Source organism: Marinobacterium aestuariivivens, assembly GCF_042661465.1.
In the GTDB taxonomy this organism is placed as follows: Bacteria; Pseudomonadota; Gammaproteobacteria; order Pseudomonadales; family Balneatricaceae; genus Marinobacterium_A; species Marinobacterium_A aestuariivivens.
The window spans coordinates 31,209-55,716 of record NZ_JBHSWE010000002.1 but is presented as its reverse complement, the minus strand read 5'-3'; the positions used below and the strand labels follow the sequence as shown (position 1 = coordinate 55,716).

Sequence of the window (24,508 nt, the reverse complement as noted above, 5' to 3'; positions counted from 1 at the left end):
TGTTTAGTGCAAACTCCCGTCGCAGGCGCATTGCCTCTGTTTGCGTCCGCTTTGCAGGGCCTTGTACCGATGCCACAGACCAACAACGGTGCTTTCCGGCAGCAGGCGTACTGGTATGTACCGGATAATTTCGTCGTTCCCTGTTTGCATAGCGATTCGGACATATCCTCGGTTGCTGACACGGTACTGGGAACCGTACATGCGCTCCAAGATGATCCGATACACAGAGAGTTGAATAATGTCTGACTTGTAGATGCGAAATGACTCTCGGGCTTTTGTATCCACCGGTATAAGGAGGCCCTTCCGCGTCCTGAAAACCTGGTCGACACGACCGTGCAAGGGGACTGGCGTAGAGGTTCTGACTTCCTGCTCATTCAGGAAGAGGATCGCCCCTCGTAGCTCCCGAGGCATATTCTCCTTATTCCACCAGCGGTACAGCTCTGCCATGTCCGCCCGACGCAGGAGTTTCGCTGACTTCCGCCAAAGGTCGGCTTTGGCGATCAAGTAAGGAGCCAAGAGCAGAGCAGCCCCCCATAGCAGCACCGTCGTCATGGTATATCTCCAGTCCGCGAAGATTCTACCGGCCAAACCACTCGGGGTGCTTGCGTTCATCTATGTCACGCACCTGAGCCGAGTACATCAGGACTTCAGCAGCTGTTAGAACGATGTTCGGTGTCCTCAAGATCAAGGGTCTCAAGAATCCAACATGTCCATGGTGCGGATAAATGTTGATGACCAGATGCAGACGCTCGTCAATCGCTGAGACTCGGCGCCAACTCCGGTAGGTCTCCGTGGCTTTAGCGTATCCGACTAGACCAGGAACAATGCGCTTTTCGTCTTTAACGTTCAACTTGCCATCCGCCGCGCTTAACATCAGATCGGCAACGACTCCAGCCAGCAATTCGGGGGTCATGTGCAAAGGCAGGTTGATCACCTCGAAATCAGACTGCTTGATGGTGAATAGCCGGGTATGGTCGTTGCGGTAGTCCCGCACGTACAAGAAATGGCTCTCGAATGGATTGCCATGATTGAAAGCATCCATCCCCCAACCAGCTGCCTCCAGTTGCGCTGTCGCTACCTCTTTGTCGAAGTCAAATTCAGACATCAGGATTTTCCTCTGCAAACCCTCGTGGAACTTTCACATGTGAAAGTTTTCCCTCCGTCATGACTTCCAAGACAAGAGGGTTGATGGTGTCCATCCGTTCGCGGTAGCTGCCCTCATAGTTGAGATCTGGCCAGGAGCTGGGATGAAACACGCCATGCGGTATCCGGTCTTCGTCGCCGAGCCACATACGTAGCCTGAAGTCCACGATCCATCCATCGGCCAGCTGAATCCAAAAGTGTGGCGCTACACAGTTGCCTGTTTGTTTGTCGCGTACGTACCCCAAAAGGCATCGGTGCCGTATACCTGCCTGGGTGAGCACAACGCTGATGGCATAGGTCATACCATCACACTCTAGTGGGGCATCATTTAGCGCATCGAGTATCAGCGTTAGCTCTTCATGCCACTCAGATTCAGTGTTCATCGTTGTACCAACCCTCGAAGTTTTGCCGTCCACATCGATTCCTTGTTCTGGTGCGATGCCCCCGTCAAAGGCCGAGTGCATAAGAGACTTCTCCTGTGCTTGGTCTATCCGCTTTTCTCTGTTCGCTCGTAAAGGTCTCATAAAAGCACTTTACGATTTCACCAAGGCGACTTCCCGCCTTTCTCGGCTTTTAGAAAGGTCTCTTTGGAGCGCTTTTCGAGGCCCTCGTGATTCGCCTATATTACAGCATTATAATTTGATACTGTAAATAGCCAAGAAATTTTAAAAGAACAGCGGGTTGAGAGTGGGAGATCTACAAATGACTCACGCCTATGACGATGCTCCTTGATGTGTCCAACGAGGCGAAACCAATAGAGATCGAGGACGCAGAGGTAGTAGAGCAGGGATGTTTGCTGGCATAGAGGGATTGGCTCCAGCCACCAAACGTTAACACTAATCTTTGCTGGCTTTCACGGAAAGTCGGGGGAGGCAACTGTGCCTTAGCCAAGCGATCTCATGACCAGCCTGTATAGCGGATCGATGACCACCGAAAGCGGCCAAGGCATGTCGCGTTCAATCTGCGCCGCAACCTCATGCAGAGCCCGGTTGTATTCAGAAAAAGCCCAATCAGCCGTCCTGGCCTGGCCAATTTCCTGGGCGACGCTCAGCGCATCCAACTGGCACTGATGCTTGGAGAGAACCCGCCTATCGGCGTTATCGTCCAGCCCCCTATTGCAACTGTCCCACGCCCTGTAAACCTCAGGGGGAGTGGCCCTTTCCAGTTCGCTCTCTGCGGTCTCAAGCACATTGTTGGCAGCGCTGATTGTTGTGGCAAACTGATAGCAGATCACAAGAGCAATCGCACCAATCACGAGGGCACCCGCTTTCCAGAACGATGCCATTAGGAACCGATGCATATTCGTCTTCTCCTCATTTACGTAGCCTCTATTCCTATAAGACGGGTAAAAGCCGAATAGCGGACAACCAAGGTGAAAAGAATTTCACGGCCCTGGGGAGCCGCGGTCAATACCAGATTTCCAGCCTGTTACCGGATCTAACGGAAACCTGATCATTGATGCCGTGGACGCAATGTTCGACAGACCCAGGGTCTCTGAACCAATCGGCAAGGTCGTTGACGAAGAGACGGCGAAGCATGATAAGGAACGCTTGTCGGATCTTCCGACTGATGCGGTACTTAACAGCAAACTCCGGATACCCGAAGTTTTCTGCCAACTCCACAACTATCCATCGAGGGCGCAGCTGGCAGGCTCCCTCACCAATCAACATCCTTGATGTCCATCACAGCTTCCGTCACGGCCTCTCTCTTGGAACGGGCGGTCTGCTTGGCGCCAGCGCTCTCGCTGTCTTTCTTGACGCGCAAGGTGCGGTAGAGTTGGTACATCATGTCGATGCTCTCGCACTCGAAACCGTTCGTCAGGAAGCTGTCCTGATCTTCAGCTGGCAGCGTGAGCCAGAGCTTGAGCAACTGGTCGCGGAGGAAGTCGGCCTGCATCGCCTCACGGACATGGACACCTGACTTCAGCTGCGCGATACCGGCATAGTCCTCGGAGAACGCCTTGCGCAGCCAACTCGATGCCCGTGTCACCTTCAGCCCATCTACCAGCTGATCGTGGTAATACTCGACATTGCGTTGTAACCGGGCCTCGGTGAAGCTGTTTTTCAGCTTCGTGCGAGCGGCTTGCGTAAAGGTCTGCACGAGAGTCAGTTTCCAGTCCCCGCTGCTGGAGGGCACCATTGTTGCCATGATCCGGAAGCGGATCGTCTTAACGGGTGCACGTTTGCGCCCCGGCCCAATGCGATCCGGCAAGCTGTAGGTGAAGGTGAGATCGCCACCGTCCATCTGTTTCTGCACCCTGCGTAGCAGATCACGCTCGAACAGCGAGAACCGGGGATAAGCTTCCGGCGCTATCGCCAGCATGTCACGCAGCTCCTGATAGTCGATGTCCTTGTAGGCCACCAACACCCCGGACTCCACCGCCTTCAATGATAGGGCTGCCCGCAGTATTTCGTACATGCGGATGGCGTGGCCCGACGACATCGAGATCACGCTATTCAACTGGTAGTAAGTGAAATTGCCACGGAGGTCTACCAGATAGTCCTTCAACCGTTCGTTGAACACAAAGGTAATCAGGTTGGCCTCGGCGTTGTAGATCGCTTTCTGGAACAGGTTCACCTTGACGAAGCTGTCATCGGCCTTAGGCCGGGGGATAGGCCGTTCAGGCCGCCCCTCTCGTTTGGCGGCGCTGCGCTCGGCGCGTACGGAATCCTCCCAGTCCTTGTCGATGTACGGGACCTTGACCACCACCGACTGTAACTCGTTGGTCAGATCGTCCACCAGCTGGAACATCGCCTGCCGTGACACTTTGACCAGACGGGCCAGCTCGGTGCGGGTGAAGTTGACGGGTGGGAACTCGTTGCTGCGGGGATCAAGCTGCGCCAGTACGGCGGAAAAGGTCTTCAGTGCAAGGGTACGCATATTGAACTGACCGTGGATCAGCTCGTTGCGTTTGTAGACCAGCGCGTTTCGCTGCTCGGACAACTCTTGCGCAAACAGGTCGTCCTGAACCTGAATGGCCTCAGGCACGAACGAACGTTCCGCTGTTGCGTCGTTCACCAACTCGCCCTCTAGCACGGTATCTTGCTCATCCATACAGGTGCTCAGTGTTCCCTTGACTGCCCATTAGGGCATTTCCTCAACTCAGTTAGTAGGATAAAAATCGTCAAGCACGTCACGCTTAAGGGAGCTTTATAGCTGCACCAGCCACACAACTCAAGGGATTTCACGGGATAAAGCGTGAGCTGCTTGACGGTTCAAGGTCCGAAAGCGTGCTCTAATTGACGAATATCCCGACTAAAGCGTGCTCTAGTTGACGCATAATGCTGCGGGCACCGAGCTGTCACCGGGAACCCCATATTCCCACTCCCGCCATCTCAGAACCCAGTGCTGGCGCGGACCGTAGTAGGTGACAGCCGACCCGGAGGCTGACTTAAGCGGAGCTAGTGGTTGACGTTATACGGAGCCAAAGCGTGATCTAGTTGACGTGAATGCGGCGGCCTTGCGGGAAGCGGAGCCCCGATATGACATTTTTCTCGCTCCCTCGAACGGACTGTCTAGGTTACGACCAGAAGCATGTGCTGGCGTAGCTCAAAGCGGAGCACTTGTTTGACGTTTTTGCGCCTGGAGGCGTGTCGCGTCAACTGGCGCACGCTCAGAAAAGGCTAAAGAGGAGCCTGTAGTTGACGCTTCGCAGTCCAGCAGCCGCCAGTACCGGTCGCAACATGAGCGTACAGGCCCTTACCGGAGCGGATAGTTGACGCTTTTGCAACGCAAGGTGCTTTGCGTCAACGGGACCACGCTTAAACCGCTTCCAAGTGGAGACTCTACTTGACGCGATCTGACAATTAGTCGGAAGCGGCCATGGGTGACCAGCCTTTTCGAGTGTGGCGGCATGTAGTGGAGCTGTTACTTGACGTTATCCATTGCCAGCCGGGTTCCGAGTCTACAGGCACTCGCCCAAACCGGAGCTTCTACTTGACGTTACGCCATGCGTCTCCAGTAACTTTGTCCCGTTATAGCGAATGTTCGAGCAAAGCGGAGCGCCTTCTTGACGGTTTTTGCGACTTGTGGCGCCTTGCGTCAACTAGATCACGCTCAAACTCGCCTAAAGCGGAGCCTCCACTTGACGCAATCACCCTTACCAGTCTCGAACAGCCGGTTCTGTGCGGTCTTGATGGGACAAACGTCAACTAACGCACGCTTTTACGCGGTAGATCGAGTAAGACGTCAACTACCACACGCTTTCGCGTCAATTAAAAGCCGCTGTGTCGTCAAGTATGCGACGCTCTTCTGTCAACTAGCACACGCCCCAGTGTCAAGTAGCTCACGCTTTGGTCTCCGGAAAGCGTTGAAAAACCAATGACTTATCAACGCCCCTAAAGAAAACATAAACGGCAAACGAAAACTGTAAGTAGTTATGTTCTACAGCGACTGCCGATTGATAGCGCTCTGAAGTACCTTGCTGCTCACGCTAGCGGCAGGAGGCTCTGACTCTGACAGGGTCTGTTTTGAACGCAATGCAATTACAGCTCTGAGGTGCTTTCATTTCAGACTTGGTCGCTGGGGCACCTCTGCGTCGTCAGAACAGTTGATGAGACCAATCTGCGTCACCCGGCCACCGTTTCCAGCGTTGGGAACGATATGTATATGACCCAAATATGGCCTCCCAGAGCCCTTCTGGCCGTATCCCCTTTCCACTCCCTGTAAATCGCTGCTAGGGCCTTCCAAGGGCTTTGGGAAGGCATGCTATGGGGAATCATTGTCTGTCCTCGTTCGATTACCAGGATTGGGCAATAGGTTACGTCGTGTGTACTGATCGTGCGGAGTCTATGGTGATAAGACACTGCACGGAGAGAACCATGGAAATCATCGAGTTGATCGTTGTTGGCTGGCTGATCTCAATGCTTCTTGTGAGGCGATCCTCTCACAAAGGGTTGGGGGTCGAGTTGACTTGGCTCCAGGCAGCCAGAGTGGTGTTCTGTAGGGGAGTTGCTGGTCTAACTGCAGGCTTTGCACTAGGAGCTCTTGTTGGCCTGGGATTGTCTTCGGGTTTGCTGAAGGCTTCTGTCCTGAGGGAGCATGTGTACATTGTGCTCCCGGTCGTCTCTCTTTGTGGGCTCGCTTCACTTCTGGCCTTTCAGAAGGCCATGCAGTTCTTTACAGGCAAGGAGATCAGTCTCGTGGCGACCGTTAGAACTGTACTGATCGAACTTGGTTATTACGTTGCGTTCGTTGTTACCTTGTCCCTGGTGATCATGATCGTGCTCTCGTTGATTGAGTTTTGGCCGATACTAGGTCCTGATTATTTTCTGACCGTTTTTATGGGGACAGAGGGATAATTATAAAATTCCTTTTATATGACTAGGGTTAGAGAAGGGTTAAAGAAGGTTAAGCTGCTGTAAATCGCCCTGAAGCCCTTACCCTGCCTGAGTTTGAGTCTTTGAGCCGATGCAATGAACCTATAGAAACCGATGCAATGGACCTCTAGAAACCAATGCAATGAACCTACATAGCGTACTTTCGGGGCTCCACCTTATCCACACCATTATGATGCGGTAGAGGCATTTCTGCTTCGTTTGGGCGCTTTTCCCCATACCGATGCGGCGAACCTATAGACGTTGCAGTGGCCCGAAGCAAACCGATGCTTCAAACCTACAGAAGATATCCACTTTGCCCCCTCCCTAGACTGAAACCGATGCAGCGAACCTATAGGTTTTCTGGTTGCTTTCTAACCGATGCAACAAACCTACAGAAACCGATGCAGCGAACCTACATACTGTAGAGTACGTTTTCCCTGGGTTACCCACCGTTTATGTGGGTATCTATTCACTGAGTCATGATCTTGGTGAATCATATTTTGATCCTCTGATGTCATGTTCAGCTTTGTCAACCCGTGTCAATCCCCGTCAACTGCCTGAAACCGATGCAGCGAACCTATATATCGGAGTGTGTCGCGTCAGAACCGATGCAGCAAACCTATAGACCTGGCAAAACCGATGCAATGTACCTACATACTTCGAAGAAAACCGATGCAATGAACCTACATATAGTTCCCTTTAATATCAATTGGTTAGATTAGATTTCTTACAACGGGGGGCTCATCGCAGAGAATTGAGTAGCATAGTGTTGAGCTTCTTAGAGGGCCTTTTGGGGCTCTTTTCGCCTCTTGTTGCATCGGTTCTGCAAACCGATGCAGCGAACCTATATGCCAGCGGAGGTGTCATCTGCGAGGCTCTTGCGCGTTCATTGCGCTGTAGGCCAAACCAAGCAGTTACCTACCCGTTTTTGGGCCGCCTATGAAGTGGGGCGGGGCGGGGGTAGCTGATTGTGCAAGGTGGGGGCATGCAGTTGTAAAGGGGCTATATTGCCCCTCTACTTGCTCTTGATGCCCTTGATGTCGGTGAATTCCAGCCCTTCTCTTATGATCCGCGTCTTCAGAACCTTATTGCGCTGGTTGGCCTTGATAACTTCTTTCACGAAGTCGGTGTGAGGGTAGATGGTGAACCTGGCGTCTATCACCTTCTGCTTCCCTTTGAGGACCTTCTCCTCCTCGTATCGCTCGATAACCTTGTGCTTTTTGAGAGTGTCTAAAGCGCCTCTCATGGCTCTCAAGTTCTCGCCCATTTTGCTGGTGAGCCCTCTAGGACTTTGATCAAGAAAGGCGATGAGAGTTGGAGTGTATGGATGTTTTTCGCTCGCTTGTGTCCAGTACTGACACATCCTTTTATAGAAGAACCGTGCTAGCGGAGAGCGGATATCCATCCCGACCTGGTAATTGTACTGTCGGAATGTGAGGTTCATGATCGACTCATTTACCAGCGGGTTGAACTGGACATAGCACTTTGCGCCCTTGCGGTCTTTCTGCAGGTCTTTTCGGGTCGTCAGCCCGAGCAGACCAAAAAGGCTTGAGTTGATAACTGATTCGCCGTCCTCTGAATAGCATTCTATGATGGATCCTCGGCAGACAAAAAGTGCCTCTTTGATTTCGGCAAGGCTGTAGGTATGTCCCATCCGTTCAAGTTCTTTCATCAACTCGTAAAGAGTGAAGCTCACCCCAGCCTTGTCGTTCACGTATATGCCTTGCCCGTTCACTGCAATTTTGCGCAGGGCATCTTCTACAAGCTCTTCACGTTGCCCTGGATAGATCAGTACCGTCCTGTCACCCTTGTCGATTAGGGCAGGCTTCAGCTTCACCGTGATCCTCTCACCTCGGATAGTACAGTGGCGGGTGATGCTCGCGGACTTCAGGTCTTCGTGCTCGCGTGTCTTACCCCATACATACTTCGGTATGGCGTCATAGATGTCTACTGTGTTCGAGTAGTCACGCTTTCGCCCGGATGGCAGGTCGAATTGCGTAAACAGATCCATCTGCTGGCTGCGCTTGATATCCAGCGAGTTTAGATCTTCATCTCTATCCTGGGCCGGGGCGTTCACAGTTGTACTCATTCAAAGTTCCCTATGTTGTCGCTGCTGCCAGCAAGGACAGGAGGCCTGCGGCAATGGCAAGCGCCAGAACGATATCCTGACTAATTGTTCTAGTATTACGATGCTCCATCATGTAGGTGTTCGCTTCAAGCTCAAATGCTTCGTGAGTAGCATATCCTCGCTCAATCGCAGCCTTATTTTGCCGGATGGTCTCCAAATCGGCCATGCTCTTCGTGCTGGCCCGCGAGCGCGTCCGTGGTGCCTGGTGGCGCTTGCCGAACGGCTTTACCAGCATCTCGCACTTACCGAGCTTTGCGAGCTCTGTTGCAGATACCGATGTCATTTCGCGTTACCTCCTGCTTGCGCTGCCCCACCGGATTCGGCTTCGTGCTGTAGGGACGGTTCTCGTTTTGAGTCAGGGGAGGCTGGCCCGTCATCAAAGCACTCTGCGAGAATTTTTTCATAGTCACGCAGGTTCTTTTTTATGGCCGACAGCAGAGTAGCTCTCTTACGCAGAAGCTCGTATCCGTCTTCAACTGTGCCGATTTGGTCCCGTGCCCATTTGGGCTCATTCTGAAAGTGCGAGTCACTGTACCTGCTTCCCCGGCCCTTGCGCAGATAGGTGGAGAAGATCTGTTTGGGCTTGCCTTCCCCGAGATATTGTCGCGCATTGTTCCGGAACCATTCGAAGTGCAGTGTTCCCTTGACTATGCGAACCCGCGTCCCGAGATAACAAGGTTCGTCATCTTCCTCTCTGGCGTCTCGGTTTGCCTCCCAGTAGGAGTCCGCCAGTTTTAGCCCATCGAGTGCGATTACTCGCTGCTCCCTGTCGATCATTGCTCTGACAGTGCGAAGGAACTCCTTTGATTCAGCCAAAAGCTCTGGGTCTCTGACCCACTGGCGCTCCGCTTCTTTGCCGTTCTGGAGCAATTCCTCCAACTCTTCTAGCGTCCTAAACATCACTTCCCTCCTAGGAGAACTATCCATGTCCTTTCCACATAACTATCTATGTGGAGATCAACCATATAATCTCACTAAAAAACCACCATCGTTATCGTATCCTATAAATAATATCTGTCAATCATTCTCCTATTTATGTGGAGAAAGAATGAATAGGTAAAGTCTGCGATAAATGCTAGAGTATTTTGCGAATATAGATCTCCAATTTATGTGGAGATAAACAAATCGAGTATTCAAGGCTGCTGTCGTGAGTCTGCTGCTTCGCGCATTCGTCAGTGCCCGGAGAGCATCCTCGACGCGCTTTTCGTTGCTGTCTCGCCCAAAAAGCCCCTTGCGAGGCTCTTTGCGCCCCTTTTGGGCAATTCGGGACGCCTCTCAATTGCTTTGATGCCTGTATTCTCGTACCTGGGTCTTTTTACGGGCTGTTATGAGCCCTTCAAATCATTGGAGGAACGAATGTTTGTACTAGGTCTGGATATTGGGTACTCAAACCTGAAGATCGCGATGGGCTCAAAAGCGGAGGGGATGTCCACTCGCATACTGCCCGCCGGAGCAGGCAGTATCGACCTCATGCCGAGAACCGTAAACGCAGGACTGGGCACTGACTTCTTACAGGTACACATTGACGGTCAGAAGTGGGCCTCTGGGGTTGAGCCTGACCGGTTGCAGGGATGGGAGAGGGAACTCCACAAAGACTATAAAAGCACTGATGTTTATAAAGCCTTGTTCTATGCGGCGCTGCTAATGTCCGAGCAACACGAGATCGATGTGCTGGTGACTGGTCTTCCCGTCAACCAGGCAAACAGCGAAGCACAGCGAAAGGAATTGGCTGCGTTCCTGCTGGGTGAACATAAGATCACCCCAAAACGTGAGGTCCTTGTCAAGGATGTTGTTGTCGTGCCTCAACCAGCAGGAGCGTATATGGACATCGTTCATGACACCGACGATGAGGGGGTGTTGGAAGCTATCCAGGAAGGGAAAACTGTCGTGATCGACCCCGGCTTTTACAGCGTGGACTGGGTTGCTCTCGTCGCAGGCGAGATCCACTACCGTTCGTCTGGAACAAGCCTGAAGGCCATGTCTCGCGTCATCCAAGTTGCGAATGAGCTGATACACGACGAACATGGGGGTGCCCCTGGAATAGAAAAGATCGAGAAGGCAATCCGGACTGGGAAAGGCATGACCTATCTGTTTGGTCAGAAAATCGACCTTTCTGAGTACATGTCCCAAGCTGCGCACACTGTAACCCGAGAGGCTTTGACCTCGATGCGCAAAACAATGCGTGAGGACGGTATGAACGCGGATGTCGTTTTGCTCGCTGGAGGCGGTGCTTCAGATTACGCGGAGGCCGCGAGAGAGCTCTTCCCAAAAAGTCGGATCATTGAGTCCAAGGATGCCGTACTCTCCAATGCTAGAGGCTTCTGGCATTGTGGCTAAGGGTAGGCGTAGAAAGAGGGAGGGAGAATGGATAAGCGATGGGATGGGAAATTCTCGAACCTGAAGATTTCCGAGCAAGGATTCCCTGAGCTCTTTCGGGAGCTGGAGCGGTTGCATCACAAGGAGCGTAGCGACCGCCTACGCTCGCTGGCAATGATAGGTCTTTATTCTCTGTATAACATCGGCCAGAATAACTCAGGCTCTCCTGTATCCGCGCCTCACCCGGCCTACGGGGTGGTTGACTCTCCACCGGATAACGAGATGCCTTCGCAACTGGATGCGGCTAAAAAGGAATTGAAGGGGCGCCTCCTCGGATCGGTGGAAATAATTAATTAAATGTTCAAATAAATTCTTGATTATGAATGAAGATAGCTCTATCCAGGACGATAAGTGCGAAGATTGCATAAGGAATCTCAATGTAAATCAGAGGCGCGATCTAGTAGTCTCTGAGCTTAAGAGGAAAAGTAAGATAAGGGCGATATTTAAGGACTGCCCAGTTTCTGAGCTGTCCTCCATATTAGAGCGTATGCAGGCTGTTTTTGAAGAACGTATTCAGGAAGACGAGGAGAAAGCTGCTAGGGAAGCTGTGCTTATGGAGAAGGCTCAATCAGTATTTCAGGTAATGGCGGAAAAGGGTATCGATATTGAAACGCTGAGAGAGATACAGAAGCAGCAAGACACCACATCCGCTATACATCCGAAGGTCAAATATATTAAGGATGGTGTTCCCTGGAGCGGACAAGGACGAAGGCCAGCACCGTTCAAGGGGCTTTCTGACTTTGATTTAGAAAAATATCGGAAGGTGCCACAAAAGATCGATGAAAAATGATAAAAGCCCCTATTAAAAGGGGGCTTTTTACTCAGTATTCATGGTCATACTAGTATCTTATAGTCATTCGCCTTAGCCAAATTCAAATTCCGCTTCCATAGCAATTATGGACGCATCATCCCGCCCTTCAACCGGTACTGAACCGCACAGCCCCTCTTTTGCTTCTGATACTGTGGGCTTTCCAGTACTATCGGTCTTAATCTTGTTGTGCGGTTCGTAGCAAAACGGGCAGTCAATTCCTGTACTTTGGTGGATTGAGGTGAAAAAGTCACAGTGACAGCTTCTGCACGTCTCAAACATAGCGTCTCCTGAACGGAGCTCGGATGCCAAGCACCAAGCATCTGAGATAGTGAATGTCACGTTCCGGATGTTGGGATCGACCTGCTCCATCTCGCAGAGAAGCGCGTGGTACATACGGTACGCTCGATTCAGATACGTCACGCAGGTAGTGGTCATGATGGCATCTCCGCCGACCTCGCGATAGAACTGCATCAATGCCGAAGCATGTAGCTTTGCTAGTTGGTTTCCAAGCAGCGTTGCACCACTACGGAGTGTGCGGGTAGTCCTATTTATAGCGGCTTTCAAGCCTTCCTCTTCGAGTTCTCGATACAATCGACGTATCTGCTTGTCCGTCAATCCAGTTTCCAAGATGATGATACGTGTGACGTACCCCATTAGGGCCATTTCACGAGCAGTGACCCAGCGTTTCAGCTTACTAGATTCAGCAAGCTTGCTCATCTTTCTACCCCTCGCATAGTTAGCCCTCTGGTGATGGATCTCTGCCGAGCCGACATTGATTGTTGATATTTCCTGAAAAAGAGCCTGGCCCTCATAGGAGTCTCCCTATTCTCGATGAGTAATGGGAGCAGCTGCGATTCGAAACGCAGAGTGAATGCCGTCACTATAGATGTTGCTAGATGCCGCAATTGGTTATCAGTTGCCTCTGATACGGCCACGGCAAGACGCGGGCTTACACCAAAGGCCGTCGATGCAACTAGGTGATCCCGCTGAGCCATTCGCTTTAGCAACAACCAATATGCGGAATCAAACTCGGACCCAACTGAGCGCTGTAGCTGGATGGTCTGGTCATACTCTTTTCCGAGATGTTCGGTGATCTCCACTTCGCTCGTCTGGAGTCGGAAACTGATAAGAACACCGGAGGCAAGTTGCTTCAAATCGTGCTCTTTGGCGCAGGAGAGCGCCCGAACAGCCTCTGTTGTGAGGTTGAATTGGTGTTGAACCTTTTCGGGCGCTGCTTTAGTCAGGGTCGAAAGCAGGCTCCACAGCGTGAGGTCGAACTCATAGAGGTTCTGATCTGGGCGCTGTTCTGTTACCTGAATCGCTCTATTATCGAGCTCAGTTATCGAACTTTGCAGCATTAGTATTCTCCGGTGAAAGGTTTAACAGTTGTTGATATATGGAGAGAACCCTTCTGCCATAGGTTCGAGAGCGATGCTCTTCCGCCCAGTTGTGATAGCGACCTATGCCTAGTTCCAAGTCATTAGGAGAGGAGTTGATAGTTTCTCTCAGGATGGCAGCGCCAGTGTCCAGATTCTTCTCCGGATCTAAAAGGTCAAGTGGATCTTCGACCCGGTGCCCATTCCAGAACAAGTTGATCTGCAGGAAGCCTATATCAATAGAACTGCGCTCGCCGTTTTTAGCTATTATGTCCTGCAGCTTAACAGCCGCAGCCTCTTTGGTGGGTGCGTAAAGCGGACCTTCTGATGACCTCAGTGTCCAAGGCCAGGGCGAGATTGTGTTATCACCACGACCTGAAGCAGATTCAGCAAGGGCGACGGAATAAAGTAGTACTGGATCTATCCCATACTTATCAGCAGCTTTCTCAAACTGTGTCCCCGTTACATCAAAGCCAAAAGAGTATGCCGATACAACTGAAGTCGCGACAGCAGCCAAGGTTCTCAATGTCATTTTCACGCGACCGCCTCTACGCGCTTCTGGGAATAGGAATGAGAGTTTCTGGGTCGTAGCGCTCTGGCCAAAGTTCATTGGGTCTCTTCTCAAGGGCCTCTGCAATTACGTACTCCCATCGCGGGTTGCTACGCACTAAGGCTGTAGACACCGCTTGTCTGGAAGCGTCATGTCGCCTTGCAAGGGAGGCAATGCTTATCCCTCTGATCTTCAACTGGTACTTGATCCATTCGCGGCGTCGTTCGGGATCGTTTGGCACCCCTCCGGGTTGTTGGTTCTCATCACTCATTACTACGCAACTCTCAGTTCACAGTGTTTCGTGGATTCGCGGGGTTTCTTTCCTTTAATAATGCAGTGTCGCCAAAAGGAGACATCTTTGAATTGGTGCCTTTATAATGCCGAAATTGCATTTAGTCAATACCCAAAACTGCATTCAGAAAATAGCGAAACTGAAAGCGGAAAATGCAGTGTCCGCCTGGGTTTGCGGGCTTTATAGCGGTTTAATAGTGTTTCGTGTAGTGAGATGTAATCTAGAAATTGCGTTTTCGAAGAAGCGAAACTGCGTCATAGAAGATGATAGTGTGTATAGCAAAGTGCGCCGAAGAGGCAAGAGAATTTCTTGTTCTTCAACAACTTGCTAAGAGTGGACTTTAAGAGAGGTTCTTGCACAGTGCAGGGGGAAGATGCCTAATAACACCAACCTGCTTACATGTTATTGACGTTTCTTGCGTTCGTCAACCCTGTTCATGATTTGAATGGAAAACTTTGTTTTTATGTCGGCGGTGGTTCAGGAAAAGAAATATTTTTGTCGGTTGACGAGAGTTTGTACCGACAGAACATAATTGGGCTGATTGAATATTACTGGTCGGTAGGGCGATAGAGAATCTTTCACATGTGAAAGATTTATGATTGCTCATCTAGTAGCCAGTTGCATATTTTGATCCTGTGATATACTGAAGGTAAGAGATGGGGAGAAAAGATATGATCAGGTTTCGGAATTTTCGCTTATTTCTTTATTTTGTGTTTGCTCTCATGATTGTTTCTAGTGTTTCTGCATTTAGGGAGAGCGTTCTGCTAGGCACTGCCCTAATCGCTGTCCCTGCCATGTACATGGTAATTAAGATGTCCATGACGGTAAGCAAGAGCAAAGTTGGTTTGGCATTTCTTTTTCTGGGTCTAGGTATGCTGGAAATATACCTGGGGATCGCCAATACCTTGCCGATTTCCTGGGTGCTAGGTCTCGTTGGCTTCGTCGCAGTACTGGGTTTCCGCTTTGTCTCGGTGCTTGTGGTTAACTTTCGTAATGCTTTCCAGCGCGGCCCAAATGGTGAAGTTCCGTTTCCCAAGCTGCCTCCGCGCACTACTAGCTTCTCTTCAGCCTACGGATTTGGTACTTCAAAGGCTGGGGCAACCACTCGTGGAACCAGCGATTCTTTTGAGGACTCTGACCTCAATCGCCAGTTTGAAGGCCCGAACCCGTTTATTTCTGAAGATGACCCACATGGCGACTACATGCGATAAGGCTCGGGCGGCTACCGAGTAGCCGCCTGATCTCCCCAGCTCGACTCTTGGATCAGTCTGTTAATCCCCGAGCACCACGACCTGTCATGTTGTTGTAATGGGCAATCCCGGCCAAATAGCTTCCAGACATAGTGGAGCCAGACCTCGCAGACTCTGTGACAGTGTTGATCATATGATCAACGAACTCTTGATTTTGCTGTGACAGTACAGGCGCCCCAGACTGATCTCGTTTGATACTGCCGTCCTGGTTCTTTTCGGCGTATGTTGCAGCGAGAGACTGAATTGCTGCTTCCCGCTCAGAGCTGTTCCCCAGTGTATCGAAGGAGTGTGCGTATACCTGTGCTTGTTCATGGGTAAGTCCACGAGAAACTGCCTCCTCGTAAAACTCCTTTCGGAAGTCGGTTCCGTAGGTCTCTTCGAACTTCTTGACAGCGGCTTCACCGCCAGTTTCGAGCGCGTGGCTCATCGCGGCCTGGTAGACCATACCCTTTTCATCAAGCTTCATACCTTGAAGGTCATTGAAACGAATCTCACCTTTGGCCAGCTCTATGCCCGCTGCCGTTGCTCCCATAATCGAGCGCCCAGCGCTCGATAGACCGGACAGAATCTTACCGCCCAGCCCGGAGCTGGCCAGCTCTTGGTCGCTCATTCTGGCAGCACTCACAACCTCTTGACGGAGGGTCGGATCACTCTTTAGGGCCTCCAACCGCTCATCGAAATTAGCGTTGGCGACAGTCATGCCTTCACTTGTTGCGCTGAAGACGCTTTCGCCCAAGTTTTCTGCTTGGGTCATTCGGCGCTGAACCCAGTCATTGGCATTCTCTACGCCGCCGTAAAACTCGGCAGCACCCATACGGCTGTACGCTGGCCCGTTGTTGAGTAATTGGCGACGAGCCTCAGTTTCTGCCGCAGCATTGGTTTGTTGCTCCCAGGTGTTCGCGGTAGCCCGGACCGCAGTGTTGTTCGCTGCTCCTTCCCCTGAGATTACAGCAGGTGTATCCGCTGTCGTTGTGGGATCGCTATATTGAGGATACCCAGCAGTAGGAACCGCTATACCCTTCGCGGGCGCAACGCTCTGCCGCACTTGCTGAGCATTGGTTTCGGCCTGTTGACGTAGGTCACCGTTGTTAACGGGCGCTATTCCTTTGTTAACTGCATAGTCGCCAGCCTGGCCAGTGTTGAGTCCCATACCAAGGCCCACGGAGGCTACAGCAGCATTGAAGTTGCGCTGATATTGTTCGTCGCTTGTGCCTGCATGATTGTTTGAGTTTTGAAGAGCCTTGATCCTAGCAGCAGCAAGCGCTGATCGCTGGTCAAGACCATATCCACCTTCTGTGGATGGTGAGCTATACCGTTCATATAGTCGCTGAGCTTCCGATTTCGTTTCAGCACTGACCCCACCTGTATTCCAGTAGTCATTCAGTTGCCTCATCGCCTGATCATTGCCCGCAACCTGAGATCCGACATCCCTAAGCCGCAGGTTGTTCATCGAGCCGTACTGTTGGTTCATTGAAGAAGCGGTTGAATAACTCTCGCTGCTGCTGACGACATCCTGTGCGCTTCGGGTCAGCGATTGGGTGTCCGTTTGCCCAAAGGACTCACTTATTGCTTCCTTTTTGCCCGTTGAGATGGCCTGAGCCAAGTTGTTTGTGACTTGAGATTGCTCAGATTGGCTAAACTTTAGTGCGTCTGAGATCGCGGCGCTGTTAACATTGTTCGTGCTGCGAGTGTCAGCGGTTTCCTTATTCGCGCCAGCCGAAAGCCCAACATTACCTTTCAACCCCACACCAGTAGTCTTCGAACCTGCAGCCGTTCGTTTCGCTTGGTGTGCTGCGCTTCTGGTTCCCTGTGCTTTCGTTCCAGGAGGAGAGCCTTTTTCCGGATCAACCGGAATGCTCTGACTTCCACCTTCACTGACCATCGCGGACTGCGCAAGCTGTGTCAGGAGGCTTGTGCCTACTTCACCGGAAATAGCGCCACTAGCAACAGCCGACACAATCCCTTTAACTGCATCGGAGTGCTGTGAGCCAATCGAGCTGTTTTGCAAAATTTGATTGGTCCGCTCATTTACAACGCCCTGAGTCGTTCCATGCGTGGCGGAGTGTGTTCTACCCAGCGAAGCAGCTCTTTCATACGTTTGGTTGTCCATTCTCCCACTGGAAAATGATGAACCCAGAGACTGCGCAAATGACTGTTGTGATTGTGACATGCGCTGGTGTGCAGATGACGCCATGCTGCTAAGGCCGGTACCAAAGGAGATCGTGCCCATCAGACCTGCAGCACCGGACGCAGCCATACCCGTAACGTCATTGTACTCGTGAGAGGCTTGGTTCTGCATAATCGGGCCATTGCTAACCAGGTCTCTGCTCTGAACCTTCTCGTCAATATGGTCCTTGCCGCTGATGCGGCCTGCAAGACTGGTGAAGGCAAAGGTGGAGCCTGTTACTACGAACAAGGAGATAAGTGGTGTAGAAGCGGCCAACATACCGCCTGTCGCCACCCAATGTTGTAGTTGATCGCTTGCGGTGCTGAGGGCATAGATCGACGATATTTCGCTGCCAATGCTAGACATCTCATTTCCAGCGGCGGTATGGATGTAGAGGTTAATGATCGACATGACTGGCATCCAAAGCTGTATCCAAAGCAAGGTCTGGAAATAGCGGCCTGCGAGCCCGGCACCAAAGCTGCCAAGAACGATCAGAAAACCCATAAGAGGTGTAATCGCGTATACGAATCCTTCGAAGAAGGTCATCATGGGGCGGACTATCGTCATGAACATGGATTGTTCCGCTGCCCATTGTGTGTTCCTCTGCTGGATGGCCTGGTTGATCATTGTGGCTGATGCCATGTCTTGGAAATCCGCATATCGACCCTGAGCCGCCTCGTAATAGATGGGCTCAATGACAGCTGCCGTCAGGTACTTTGTTCCTGATGTGGAGGTAATGCCCAGCATACCCAGACTATTCGTGATTGCTCCTTGACCCGAAATTCCGGTGTAGGTGTTGTCAATTCCCAGGACGGTAAGTATGGCATCGGACATAGGCGCACTGCCGAGTGCAGTGTTGGTCGCATCCACCAGCCGAGGGTAGGCTTCCGAGCAGGTGTAGTCGGTACCGCCTGCACTACCAAGGTATAGTCGGGTGCCGTAAAGGCTCGAATTGAAGCGCAATGCTTCCGGGAGCTCCCCAGCCATCACATCATCAAGGCTTCTATCTTCCAGGTCTATAGCGGTAAGAGTGCATTCCCGGATGTAGTTGTTCCATGACTTGCGTACGTCCGCATCGCTACCAACCGCCATATTCATGGCTTGATACACTGGAGTGCTTGCGATGCGTTTACGAGCATCGTTCAGGATTTTCAGTGACTCGGCGAAATGGGTTTCAGTCACATAAGGCACAATGGCACCGTAACCCTGTTCGAACAGGTTTGTAATGTTGTACCCCACCGCAGAAATGATTCCGCCAGCCGCTCCGATTCCAAGGGGAACGTTGTCTACAACACGCACCTCGCCAGTATATGAATCTTCTATTAGTACAGTAGTGGTCGGAATGAAGAGGCATGCGTATAGGAGGTAGCCGACCAGGATCTGTTGGAAATTGATCTGTTTAGCTCCTTGAAACACACTTTGAACAAAGATAAAAATCACTCCGAGTAGAAGGCCAACGCTGACCATCTGCTCGAATGACCCCATGGAGGTCACCATGGCTACTGCCATGAGGATCTGCTCCAGAAAGGCCGCATCCCCGACCGAAAATATCTCAAATGACATGATGCTTACTCCTTGGTGCGCTGTGGGGATGTCAGAGTGCTGAGGGTGTACCGTTGCTTCCGAAGGTTGTCGAGCATGCTGTTGTAGTGAGTGATGAGGTCCGCTACGTCACCAAATTGGGCGCGAAGCTGATGGTAGTCGTTACGCACCTTGTCTTGGGACTTACTGATCAATTCAAACGCCTTGGACTGATGAGGCGCTTTGGACTGGCTTACCACTAGGCTAACAGCGCGGAACAGCTCTTCCGTCGTTGTGTAAACCATGGTCAACGCAATGCTGTTGGAAGCTTTGAGGGCGAAGATCCGTGAAGCGTCTTCAGATAGCACGGAAAGGTTACGGACGATGGTGCCTGCTCCGGCGGGCAGGTTGGATATGAATGCCTTTTCACTGGCATTCAGAGTTCCCTGATTCCGAGCAAATTTCGCGATGATGCCGATGTTCGATCCGGTGCCAAGAAGCATGTCCTCGACCTTTTTGCCAAGCCCTTCGATGTTGGCTGTTCGTTCTCCAGGCTCCAGACATTTGTCCGCTGTATCACAGTCATAGATTTTTACGCTGCCGCCTTCCAAGATTGCCCGCAGAATGTCCGGCTTCGCCGGTTTCGTTACCAATGGCAGGGTTTTACTGGCATCAGCAGGATCGCCAACATGGTCGGGATCTGCAATCGGGGGCTGGCGGATAATTGTTCCGGTGAGGCTCATCATGGTCTCCAGCAATGCGTCATCACCGTAGGTGAACCAGTTCTTTGCGTTCTGCTTCTTGAGCTGTTGCCACACAATGTTGCCAATGAGCTCCCGCCGTAGAAGCTCGCTCTCGCTCATCTGCTCTTCTGGCGTTTTTCCGGTTTCGGTCTCCTCGCGAGCACTGAACACATCCGTGACCACACCCGTGACAGTTGCTGCAATTGACGCATCTGTCTTGCCTTTCATCTCGAACGAAGAGGTCGTGTCATTCACGATACCTTGTGCAAGCTGACACGAATTGCCGAGGTGTTGGTTGAGCGCCTGAATTTTCTTCTGGAATGCCTCGATGTGTTTGGCACAGTCTGGACAGACATTATCGAGAGCAAGCTGAAAGGCATACCCTTTGGCATTTGCAGCTACCTGACGGAGCAACTGCACAATCTGTTCCGCCGAAACGAAGCTGAATGAGCCGTTGAACATATCGATGCCGCCGCAGCCACCTTTCCAGGAGGGAGGCGCGAAGCTGATCAGGTTCTCGTCGAAGATTTTTGATTTGGCGGTGTATCGTCCACCAGAAAGAACGCCGCGCCTCTGTGTTTCAAAAACGCCAGGTGTTGTGGTGTTGCTCATATCACCAAAGAAGCTGTCCATCTCGTCTTGGAGATCGGCACGGCTTATCTCAGGGACAGCCAACGTAGCAAGCGAAAATGCTATGCTGAACGTCAACGTTTTGATGCTATAGCGTATCGGTTTCATCTCAGCGCTCCTGGCGAAGTCTGTGCCTAATAAACTCACTCAGCTGATCTGGTGGGATGAAGTTACTCCCCGAGCCACTGACAGCTTTTGCCATATCGGAGATCTCGTAGGAATGAGCATCCAAAATGGCCGCGATATTGTTGTCCAGATTCATGATGGGCTTTGTTTTATTGAACTCTTCATCGCTAATCCAGCCTCGGCGTTTTGCGACCAAGATGATTCGATGCTTCAGGTCCGCCAGGGATAGAACACCTTGAGCGATAGGTTCCACTTCCCGCTCTGCCGATACTAAGTACAGCGCTGGGAATACTTCGGCTCCCAGCCTTTCGGCTTGCCCTTTGTCAGCCCGGAAGTTCGGATAAATACCATCGGGTAGGGGCTTTCCATCTACTGAGATGGGGAGAATCGTAAAGCCATCGCGCATTTCAAGCATCTTGAGGATTGGGGCCTGTACGCGACTGGTATCTGAGTCCGATCTGAAGAAGAAGAAAATGCCTGCTTTTTGCGCAATCTTACGAGCGATCTCGTCTTTCTGTTGTCCCGCCCACCGATCTAACTTTTGAGAAGCAAAGGTGGCAGATGGTCTGCGCGTTTCCTCGTCCAGAAAGGGATCCCCAACGACGGCAATCTCTGCGGTATCCGCAAATTGCTCACTTCGGTCCATAGCGTACCGTTGCAGGTACATATATGTGCGGACGTTCTCTATTGTTGGGTTATCCCAGGCCGCGTCACGGTACCTCGGCAGATTTTCCCGGAACCAGGCAGCGGAGAATACCGGTGGCCCTTCAGATGATGAGGGCGCAGGTTCGACCGATTGGGATTCCTGCTTGGGAGCTGCCGCCACCGGTGGCTCAGGCTCTTCGGGCTCCGGTATGTCCTCTGGGATCTCTTCGTTGTACCAGAACCAACCTTCCGATTTCCGTTCATAGAATCCCGATGGCTGGTCTATCTCCTGTGCAACAGCCACGGGGGTGAGCAGGCTCGCCCCCAGGGCTATCAATATGACTTGGTGTGTTCTCAGCATAAGTTCGGGCGTAGTTCATGGATGTTAGCTGAGAATGGTACTGGAGTCGCTTTGCTGGGCAGGCACCTCAAACCGCCCATAATGGGCGAATAGAGCCGGATGGTGTGTTTTTCTAAGCCGCTGGGGGGTGGCCCCGTCAGCTCGCTTCCTGGCCGCGATGCCTTTAGCGTAACGTAGGATCAGTCCTACTGAATGATTTATCACCAAGGTTCTCATGGCCCTTGTACAAGCCACGTATAGAAGGTTTATCTCATCCTGGCGGTTTTCGGGCTCAAGCTCTGGGTCGAATATGTCAGGAAAATCATCGGCCAGTACCACGCTTTCCCATTCTAGACCTTTGCTGCGATGCGCAGTCGAGACCGTGACATCGGCATTCTGCTCATTCGTTACAGTCTGCTCCAGCATCGTGCCGATTAGTCTGGGAACATCATCGCAGCTCTTCAGGAGTGATATTGCCCTGAGCATCTCCGGATCTTTTGTGGCTTTGGCAATATCTTCGTAGTCCTCGAAATCTCGGTAGTCTTTGAGTTGCTTCGGGTTTCGAATATTGTCGAACTTGCGGATAGCGAACCAGAACAGGTCTTCCAGCTCAGCCAGTTGATAGGATTGTACGCCGCCCACCCAATAGACCTTTTTGCCCGCCATGGCAGACATCATGGCCGATTGTATGACCCCAATGACTGTCCTCGATAGAACAGTGTAATGACCGGTCTCTGGCGGTAGAGTGGTTACCACCTGATCTTGCTTTCCTCGACCAATGACTGGCTTGGTTTCTTTCTTCAGCATCAGGAGTGCATTGGCAACCATCGCGACTTGCGGGCCAAATCGGAAGCTGTGTGTGAGATACATTGTATCTGCATTCCGAAGGAGGGGGCTTGGAGCGCGTTGCTTGCACCTCGAAATCGGTAGATCTGTTGGTGGTCGTCGCCCACGTAGATCACTTTGCACTTTTGCTGGAGAACGATGTGATTGGTTACCGGGTTGGAGTCTTGGGCTTCATCAAACAGAATTGTGGTGTAGTGGCGAGCAAGGTTGGGCAGGCTTAACTGAAATAGCTTCAAGTATGCATCGTGGATGATGGGGAAAGGATCATCCACGTCGGTCATTCGCTGCCAAATCAGTTGCGCGCCATCGAGCACCTGAGCTTGATACATGACCTCGTTCCTGGTCTTCACCTGAACGCGCTCCGAGCGGCAGAAGTGGACATCGAGGATGCGTGGGTCAGCACTCGACATGAATGCGTTCATCGCCGCCAGGATGTCTTTTGCCAGCGTCCAGTTGGGCGACGGTAATGTCTGGGCGATGTCTGTTAGCCGGAGGTTGTTCTTCAGTTTATGGCTGTACTGACGACCGATGATTGCAAACGCGATCTGATGCGAGGTCTTGCAGTCCACATTCGCGGGGAACTTCACCAGAGCTTCATCTCGTATGGCTCTGTTGTAGGCCAGGTAGAGGATCCGCTCCTGCGGATTGCGGAGGGCGTATTTCACCAGTGTCGAAGTTTTCCCGCTCCCTGCATAGGCTTTGACAACCAGTCGTGCCCCTTGGTAGTCAGTGATAAGGGCCTGCTCAGGGGTATCAGGCGAGAGCTGTTCAAGCGTTACGCGGCCCACGTTGACCTCCCGGTAGTTGACGGTTGGCGGTGGTAGATTTGCATCGTCTGAACAAACTGCTTCACGCGAGCTTCGGCGGGCGGGATCAAAGCCTCGCAGTCCTCGTTTGACCACCAATTGGGAGCTGTCTTGTCGGATACGTCCCGGACCCACGCGTGCATTACCGTCAGCCAGTACAAGGCAGAAGGGCTGTGTCTCTCCGCCAAGGCAACAGCCACGTTGACCTGTTCAAGTAGCCCACCTGCTTGGGTGGCCCATGACTCGTTGTATTTTGCGTATCGCTTCCCACGGGGCATGATTACTCCTTCTGTACGGGATCATCACCAGACTCCTTGTCAGCTGCGGACTCTTTCTTGGCCTTGCGTTCAGCGGCGAGCTGAGCTTTGGTGGCGTCAAGTTTCTCGACGGTCTCCTCCAGCTTGGATTCGAGCTGTGCCGTCTGCCGGTCCTTTTCCTTGAGCTGTCCCGCGAACGTCGCATTATCCTCAGCGAGCGTGCGGATCTCTTTCTGGGCTTCCACCAAAGCCGAGGCTTTCTCGCTGTCCTGCTGTTGCAGCTGGTGAACCTGGTCAGTGAGAGCTTCATTCTTGCTCTTCTGCTCGCGGAGTGACGCCTCTGTATTTGCCTGTTTTTGGCTCAAACGCTCGATTTCCTGCTTTTTTTGCTCCTGGTCGCGATACAGGTTCGTTACCTCAGTGTTGAGCCGGGTAACCTCTTCCAGTTTGGCCTCATACTTTCCAGTGAGCGTGTCCAGTTTGCCCTCGAACTTGTCCGTGACCGCCTCCAGCTTCTTCTCCAATTTCGCCGACTCCTGCTCTGCACGCTCCAGAGCAGCGGTGCGCAGGGCGAGCTGTTTCTCGACTTCCTGTCTGGCGGCTATTTCACGTTCATGGGCTTCGCGGCTCATCTGGAGCTGCTCCTCCAGGTCGGCAATTCGGTTGGTCGCGTCGTCCGACTGATCAACGACGCGCTGGATCTCCTCTTCCAGCTCGGTTGCCCGCTGGCTCAGGGCTTCGCGTTCCGCCTGGAGTTCGTCGTGCTCACGCTGTCGGGCATTGAGCCAGAGCTTCCTGACGAAGTTATGCGCTTCTTTGGCGATCACCTCGGGCGTCTCTTCGTCAGTCTGCTGCGCTGCCGAAGGTGTCTCGGAGCTGCGCTGCACTTCCCAGGACTTGAGGTGTTTGCCGATGGTGGTATAGCTGCCGCGTCCAAGGATTCGATGAATGGCAATGGTGGAGGGCTGCTGCCCTTCCTCCAGCATCATCTCTGCCGCTTCGTAAACATCAGCCTCTGACACCAGCTTACGGGCCATCGCCACTCTCCTTGTTTTTAATAATCTTACGGTAATTACAGTAATTATTACTATTTTACACGAGTAGCGAGAGCGACGACAGCGATATTTGTGCTCGCGGTACAACATGCGGGATCGCCCGCGCACTGCCGGGACGTGAACGGAGG

22 protein-coding genes are annotated in these 24,508 nt (G+C 52.1%); 5 read left to right on the top strand and 17 right to left on the bottom strand.

What is annotated here, in order from left to right:
* Nucleotides 1-577: 577 nt before the first annotated feature.
* The 4 genes from ACFQDL_RS31100 to ACFQDL_RS31085 all read right to left on the bottom strand — a co-directional run bounded on the left by ACFQDL_RS31100 (nucleotide 578) and on the right by ACFQDL_RS31085 (nucleotide 4,197).
* Nucleotides 578-1,105: a hypothetical protein gene (locus ACFQDL_RS31100; protein WP_379913646.1), complete on the bottom strand. Its 528-nt coding sequence runs from the start codon at nucleotides 1,103-1,105 to the stop codon at nucleotides 578-580.
* Nucleotides 1,098-1,607, bottom strand: coding sequence for a hypothetical protein (locus ACFQDL_RS31095; RefSeq protein WP_379913644.1), 510 nt, complete (start codon nucleotides 1,605-1,607; stop codon nucleotides 1,098-1,100). Before ACFQDL_RS31095 ends, ACFQDL_RS31100 begins: the two co-directional genes overlap by 8 nt.
* A gap of 419 nt (nucleotides 1,608-2,026) precedes the next feature.
* Nucleotides 2,027-2,443 (bottom strand): hypothetical protein, encoded by a 417-nt coding sequence (locus tag ACFQDL_RS31090; RefSeq protein WP_379913642.1) that lies wholly within the window; start codon nucleotides 2,441-2,443, stop codon nucleotides 2,027-2,029.
* A gap of 356 nt (nucleotides 2,444-2,799) precedes the next feature.
* Nucleotides 2,800-4,197 (bottom strand): replication initiation protein, encoded by a 1,398-nt coding sequence (locus ACFQDL_RS31085; protein WP_379913640.1) that lies wholly within the window; start codon nucleotides 4,195-4,197, stop codon nucleotides 2,800-2,802.
* A 1,766-nt stretch (nucleotides 4,198-5,963) separates the two neighbouring features.
* On the opposite strand from ACFQDL_RS31085, the gene ACFQDL_RS31080 reads away from it, so the two are divergent.
* Entirely contained in the window at nucleotides 5,964-6,443 is a 480-nt protein-coding gene (locus ACFQDL_RS31080) for a hypothetical protein (RefSeq protein ID WP_379913638.1), read from the top strand.
* A 1,033-nt stretch (nucleotides 6,444-7,476) separates the two neighbouring features.
* Here ACFQDL_RS31080 and ACFQDL_RS31075 read toward each other — a convergent pair.
* Genes ACFQDL_RS31075 through mobI form a run of 3 tightly spaced genes read right to left on the bottom strand, consistent with a single transcriptional unit; the run spans nucleotide 7,477 to nucleotide 9,489 of the window.
* Nucleotides 7,477-8,550, bottom strand: coding sequence for a plasmid replication protein (locus ACFQDL_RS31075; RefSeq protein ID WP_379913636.1), 1,074 nt, complete (start codon nucleotides 8,548-8,550; stop codon nucleotides 7,477-7,479).
* Nucleotides 8,551-8,560: 10 nt separating this feature from the next.
* Entirely contained in the window at nucleotides 8,561-8,872 is a 312-nt protein-coding gene (locus ACFQDL_RS31070) for a hypothetical protein (RefSeq protein WP_379913634.1), read from the bottom strand.
* Nucleotides 8,869-9,489 (bottom strand): conjugative transfer protein MobI(A/C), encoded by a 621-nt coding sequence (gene mobI / locus ACFQDL_RS31065; RefSeq protein ID WP_379913632.1) that lies wholly within the window; start codon nucleotides 9,487-9,489, stop codon nucleotides 8,869-8,871. The genes ACFQDL_RS31070 and mobI overlap by 4 nt, the downstream gene beginning before the upstream one ends.
* Nucleotides 9,490-9,945: 456 nt before the next feature.
* On the opposite strand from mobI, the gene ACFQDL_RS31060 reads away from it, so the two are divergent.
* From ACFQDL_RS31060 to ACFQDL_RS31050, 3 genes are read left to right on the top strand one after another with little or no spacing between them, the layout of a single operon-like run.
* Entirely contained in the window at nucleotides 9,946-10,926 is a 981-nt protein-coding gene (locus tag ACFQDL_RS31060) for a ParM/StbA family protein (protein WP_379913631.1), read from the top strand.
* A 27-nt stretch (nucleotides 10,927-10,953) separates the two neighbouring features.
* Nucleotides 10,954-11,262, top strand: coding sequence for a hypothetical protein (locus tag ACFQDL_RS31055; RefSeq protein WP_379913629.1), 309 nt, complete (start codon nucleotides 10,954-10,956; stop codon nucleotides 11,260-11,262).
* A gap of 22 nt (nucleotides 11,263-11,284) precedes the next feature.
* A complete protein-coding gene (locus ACFQDL_RS31050; RefSeq protein WP_379913627.1) occupies nucleotides 11,285-11,755 on the top strand; it encodes an H-NS family histone-like protein in 471 nt (156 codons plus the stop codon).
* A 72-nt stretch (nucleotides 11,756-11,827) separates the two neighbouring features.
* Here the strand turns inward: ACFQDL_RS31050 and ACFQDL_RS31045 are convergent, their stop codons facing one another.
* From ACFQDL_RS31045 to ACFQDL_RS31030, 4 genes are read right to left on the bottom strand one after another with little or no spacing between them, the layout of a single operon-like run.
* Nucleotides 11,828-12,493 (bottom strand): FlhC family transcriptional regulator, encoded by a 666-nt coding sequence (locus ACFQDL_RS31045; protein ID WP_379913625.1) that lies wholly within the window; start codon nucleotides 12,491-12,493, stop codon nucleotides 11,828-11,830.
* Complete coding sequence (locus ACFQDL_RS31040) at nucleotides 12,490-13,134, bottom strand: transcriptional regulator (RefSeq protein ID WP_379913623.1); 645 nt, start codon at nucleotides 13,132-13,134, stop codon at nucleotides 12,490-12,492. Before ACFQDL_RS31040 ends, ACFQDL_RS31045 begins: the two co-directional genes overlap by 4 nt.
* Nucleotides 13,112-13,684 carry a transglycosylase SLT domain-containing protein gene (locus ACFQDL_RS31035; RefSeq protein ID WP_465264029.1) on the bottom strand — a complete coding sequence of 191 codons (573 nt, stop codon included), beginning with the start codon at nucleotides 13,682-13,684 and terminating at the stop codon, nucleotides 13,112-13,114. The genes ACFQDL_RS31040 and ACFQDL_RS31035 overlap by 23 nt, the downstream gene beginning before the upstream one ends.
* 16 nt (nucleotides 13,685-13,700) lie before the next feature.
* Nucleotides 13,701-13,973, bottom strand: a complete 273-nt coding sequence (locus ACFQDL_RS31030; protein ID WP_379913622.1) for a helix-turn-helix domain-containing protein — start codon at nucleotides 13,971-13,973, stop codon at nucleotides 13,701-13,703.
* Nucleotides 13,974-14,665: 692 nt separating this feature from the next.
* On the opposite strand from ACFQDL_RS31030, the gene ACFQDL_RS31025 reads away from it, so the two are divergent.
* Nucleotides 14,666-15,205, top strand: coding sequence for a hypothetical protein (locus tag ACFQDL_RS31025; protein ID WP_379913620.1), 540 nt, complete (start codon nucleotides 14,666-14,668; stop codon nucleotides 15,203-15,205).
* Nucleotides 15,206-15,257: 52 nt separating this feature from the next.
* On the opposite strand, the gene ACFQDL_RS31020 is transcribed toward ACFQDL_RS31025, so the two are convergent.
* The 6 genes from ACFQDL_RS31020 to ACFQDL_RS30995 all read right to left on the bottom strand — a co-directional run bounded on the left by ACFQDL_RS31020 (nucleotide 15,258) and on the right by ACFQDL_RS30995 (nucleotide 24,362).
* Nucleotides 15,258-18,974, bottom strand: a complete 3,717-nt coding sequence (locus tag ACFQDL_RS31020; protein WP_379913618.1) for a conjugal transfer protein TraG N-terminal domain-containing protein — start codon at nucleotides 18,972-18,974, stop codon at nucleotides 15,258-15,260.
* 5 nt (nucleotides 18,975-18,979) lie between these two features.
* Complete coding sequence (locus ACFQDL_RS31015; protein WP_379913616.1) at nucleotides 18,980-20,413, bottom strand: conjugal transfer protein TraH; 1,434 nt, start codon at nucleotides 20,411-20,413, stop codon at nucleotides 18,980-18,982.
* A 1-nt stretch (nucleotide 20,414) separates the two neighbouring features.
* A complete protein-coding gene (gene traF / locus ACFQDL_RS31010) occupies nucleotides 20,415-21,437 on the bottom strand; it encodes a conjugal transfer protein TraF (RefSeq protein ID WP_379913614.1) in 1,023 nt (340 codons plus the stop codon).
* A 24-nt stretch (nucleotides 21,438-21,461) separates the two neighbouring features.
* Nucleotides 21,462-22,223, bottom strand: a complete 762-nt coding sequence (locus ACFQDL_RS31005; protein ID WP_379913612.1) for a 3'-5' exonuclease — start codon at nucleotides 22,221-22,223, stop codon at nucleotides 21,462-21,464.
* Nucleotides 22,223-23,050, bottom strand: coding sequence for a UvrD-helicase domain-containing protein (locus ACFQDL_RS31000; RefSeq protein ID WP_379913610.1), 828 nt, complete (start codon nucleotides 23,048-23,050; stop codon nucleotides 22,223-22,225). Before ACFQDL_RS31000 ends, ACFQDL_RS31005 begins: the two co-directional genes overlap by 1 nt.
* Nucleotides 23,051-23,348: 298 nt before the next feature.
* Complete coding sequence (locus tag ACFQDL_RS30995; RefSeq protein WP_379913608.1) at nucleotides 23,349-24,362, bottom strand: DNA-binding protein; 1,014 nt, start codon at nucleotides 24,360-24,362, stop codon at nucleotides 23,349-23,351.
* Nucleotides 24,363-24,508 lie beyond the last annotated feature (146 nt).

Coding starts and splice junctions, on each gene's coding strand:
- ACFQDL_RS31100 (WP_379913646.1), bottom strand. CDS start 1,105: ATGTCTGAATTTGACTTCGACAAAGAGGTAGCGACAGCGCAACTGGAG.
- ACFQDL_RS31095 (WP_379913644.1), bottom strand. CDS start 1,607: ATGCACTCGGCCTTTGACGGGGGCATCGCACCAGAACAAGGAATCGAT.
- ACFQDL_RS31090 (WP_379913642.1), bottom strand. CDS start 2,443: ATGCATCGGTTCCTAATGGCATCGTTCTGGAAAGCGGGTGCCCTCGTG.
- ACFQDL_RS31085 (WP_379913640.1), bottom strand. CDS start 4,197: ATGGATGAGCAAGATACCGTGCTAGAGGGCGAGTTGGTGAACGACGCA.
- ACFQDL_RS31080 (WP_379913638.1), top strand. CDS start 5,964: ATGGAAATCATCGAGTTGATCGTTGTTGGCTGGCTGATCTCAATGCTT.
- ACFQDL_RS31075 (WP_379913636.1), bottom strand. CDS start 8,550: ATGAGTACAACTGTGAACGCCCCGGCCCAGGATAGAGATGAAGATCTA.
- ACFQDL_RS31070 (WP_379913634.1), bottom strand. CDS start 8,872: ATGACATCGGTATCTGCAACAGAGCTCGCAAAGCTCGGTAAGTGCGAG.
- mobI (WP_379913632.1), bottom strand. CDS start 9,489: ATGTTTAGGACGCTAGAAGAGTTGGAGGAATTGCTCCAGAACGGCAAA.
- ACFQDL_RS31060 (WP_379913631.1), top strand. CDS start 9,946: ATGTTTGTACTAGGTCTGGATATTGGGTACTCAAACCTGAAGATCGCG.
- ACFQDL_RS31055 (WP_379913629.1), top strand. CDS start 10,954: ATGGATAAGCGATGGGATGGGAAATTCTCGAACCTGAAGATTTCCGAG.
- ACFQDL_RS31050 (WP_379913627.1), top strand. CDS start 11,285: ATGAATGAAGATAGCTCTATCCAGGACGATAAGTGCGAAGATTGCATA.
- ACFQDL_RS31045 (WP_379913625.1), bottom strand. CDS start 12,493: ATGAGCAAGCTTGCTGAATCTAGTAAGCTGAAACGCTGGGTCACTGCT.
- ACFQDL_RS31040 (WP_379913623.1), bottom strand. CDS start 13,134: ATGCTGCAAAGTTCGATAACTGAGCTCGATAATAGAGCGATTCAGGTA.
- ACFQDL_RS31035 (WP_465264029.1), bottom strand. CDS start 13,684: ATGACATTGAGAACCTTGGCTGCTGTCGCGACTTCAGTTGTATCGGCA.
- ACFQDL_RS31030 (WP_379913622.1), bottom strand. CDS start 13,973: ATGAGTGATGAGAACCAACAACCCGGAGGGGTGCCAAACGATCCCGAA.
- ACFQDL_RS31025 (WP_379913620.1), top strand. CDS start 14,666: ATGATCAGGTTTCGGAATTTTCGCTTATTTCTTTATTTTGTGTTTGCT.
- ACFQDL_RS31020 (WP_379913618.1), bottom strand. CDS start 18,974: ATGTCATTTGAGATATTTTCGGTCGGGGATGCGGCCTTTCTGGAGCAG.
- ACFQDL_RS31015 (WP_379913616.1), bottom strand. CDS start 20,413: ATGAAACCGATACGCTATAGCATCAAAACGTTGACGTTCAGCATAGCA.
- traF (WP_379913614.1), bottom strand. CDS start 21,437: ATGCTGAGAACACACCAAGTCATATTGATAGCCCTGGGGGCGAGCCTG.
- ACFQDL_RS31005 (WP_379913612.1), bottom strand. CDS start 22,223: ATGCTGAAGAAAGAAACCAAGCCAGTCATTGGTCGAGGAAAGCAAGAT.
- ACFQDL_RS30995 (WP_379913608.1), bottom strand. CDS start 24,362: ATGGCCCGTAAGCTGGTGTCAGAGGCTGATGTTTACGAAGCGGCAGAG.